This is a genomic window from Pseudoalteromonas sp. 19-MNA-CIBAN-0066 (genome assembly GCF_040308705.1).
GTDB lineage: Bacteria > Pseudomonadota > Gammaproteobacteria > Enterobacterales > Alteromonadaceae > Pseudoalteromonas > Pseudoalteromonas nigrifaciens.
Genome location: NZ_JBEONZ010000077.1, coordinates 1 through 2,331 on the forward strand (window position 1 = coordinate 1; position 2,331 = coordinate 2,331).

General features: G+C 40.9%; 1 protein-coding gene. It reads left to right on the forward strand.

Translation table 11 applies throughout. The annotated features are described in order from the left end of the window. The first annotated feature begins 111 nt into the window (after positions 1-111). A complete protein-coding gene (locus AAEZ18_RS18200; RefSeq protein ID WP_350595471.1) occupies positions 112-2,232 on the forward strand; it encodes a methyl-accepting chemotaxis protein in 2,121 nt (706 codons plus the stop codon). Positions 2,233-2,331: the final 99 nt, after the last annotated feature.

A 2,331-nucleotide genomic window follows, 5' to 3' on the forward strand; every position in this document is an offset into this window, starting at 1 on the left:
CGCTTTAGCATTTACTATGATGTGGCTACCAATGTGGGCTGATTGATATATGTACTACAAAGATCAACAGCCCCTAAACTATATACGTTAATTAATTAAAGGGTGTGATGAATGCGGGAAATAGCGTTAGCAAAAAAGTTGTTGTGGCTCTCAGTGGGCAGTATATTTATAACTGTATTAGTACTGTCTAGTATTTTATGGTGGCAGTTGTCATTAAGTAATAAAGATTTAGCGGCCAAGTCTGAAGAATATATAGTTGCTGAAGTAGAAGAAAAACTTAATGCAAACGCGGCTGTTTACGGTGAAAGAATAGCTGGGTTTATTAACGAAGCCTACCGAATTCCTTATACATTGGCAGCATTACTTGGCGACGCAGCCCAGCAAAATAGCTTAAACCGAGATACAGTGGTAAGTATTAACCACGCTATTATTGAAAAAAACACTCTTTTATCATCGGTGTACTCACAGTTTGAAGCCAACGCTTTTGACGGCCAAGACGCCTACTTTCAGCAAGGTTATAAACATTCTGTTGATGGTGCTGGCACACTTGAAGTATATATTACCCGCGACGAAAACGGTGTTATTGAACAGCAAAAAGTAGCTAACGCCGCAGATAAATACATTACAACACTTAACGAGTTTGGTATTCGAGAGGCACATTGGTATTTATGTGCTAAAGACACACTTAAGCCGTGTATTATGGAACCCTACCTATACGAAATTCCCTCTGGCGATTCGGTTATGCTAACGTCTTTAACAGTGCCTATTTTAAAATCAGGGCAGTTTATTGGTATTACTGGCGCTGACTTAACACTACCTACATTTCAAACCATGACAGAGCAGCTTTCTAAGCAACTTTATAATGGCAAAGCAAAAGTAACCTTGCTGAGTGATTTGGGGTTAGTGGTTGGTAGCAGCCATTATAAATCTAAATTAGGGCGTCCTTTTAAAGAAGCTGTTAACGCAGTAACGATTAATAATTTAGAAAAGCTAAAAGATCACAGTGGTATTTTTAAAGCTAACGATCAGTATTTAGTTAATTACCCAATTAATATTAAGCTTGCTAATAGGCAGTGGTCGTTAATTATAGAAGTACCAGCAGAGCTTGCACTGGCAGGGCCGCAAGCTCTTTCGCAAAACATGCAGCAAACTGCGCAGTCACTAGGGGTTATTATTTTAATAACCGGTTTAGCAATTGCAGTTGTTGCTTTTATTGTTATGAAGCTAGTTATTGGCAGTATTGTTGCTCCACTGCAGCAAATTCAGCAACGCGTTGATAACCTTGCCAGCTCGGAGGGCGACTTAACCCATACGCTGCATGTAGAGTCGCATGCAGAGCTAATTGCATTAGCCGATGGCTTTAATCGATTTTTAACTAAGCTTAGAGTGTTAATTGCACAGCTAAAAGATGTGTCTGATCAAACTAAGCAGCAAGGTGAAATTGCCCAGCATATTGCTATTGATACTAAACATAATGTACAGGCGCAGTTTCACGAAATTGAAAGCGTAGTTACCGCAATGAATGAAATGAGCGCAACTGCGCTTGAAGTTGCTCGCGCATCAGAACAATCGGCGCAACAAGCGGGTGAAATTAATAGCTTAGTGGTAAGCAGTGAAACGAGTTTGTCATCAGCCATGAGCCAAGTTAAAACCATGTCTGAGGAAATTAAAGAAGCTAACCAAGCGGTGCAAAAAGTGGCATCGCGCAGTAACGACATAACGCAAATTTTAGATGTTATTCGTACTATTTCAGAGCAAACCAATTTACTTGCGCTAAATGCTGCAATTGAAGCTGCACGAGCGGGTGATCATGGTCGAGGCTTTGCGGTTGTTGCAGACGAAGTGCGTGCACTGGCGTCAAAAACGCGCTCATCAACCGATGATATTAGTCGATTAATTGATAGCTTGTTGCTTGAAGTAGGTAATGCCTCAACGGTTATCGAAAAAGGCGTAGTACGGGCACAAAGTGCAGTTGATGAAACTTCAGTAGCGTTTGATGCACTGCACAGCGTGGTAATTAAAGTGGACGAAATTACCAATCAAATTACGCATATTGCTACCGCAGCTGAAGAGCAAAGCTTAGTGAGCGAAGAAATAAACCGTAATTTAACGCTGATATCAGACGCGGCTTCGCAGCTATCTGATTTATCTTCACAAGCAGGCGACAGCAGTGAAGTACTTAATAAATTAGTTGCGCAACAAGACTCAGAACTTAATAAGTTAAAAACGTAATAGTTATTTAGCACTGAGACAAAGTGAACTACCCATCGACGCCACTCCGTGTCGATCAATGGGCTTCTACAGCCTTGACTTAGAGACTAGGCTGCTTCT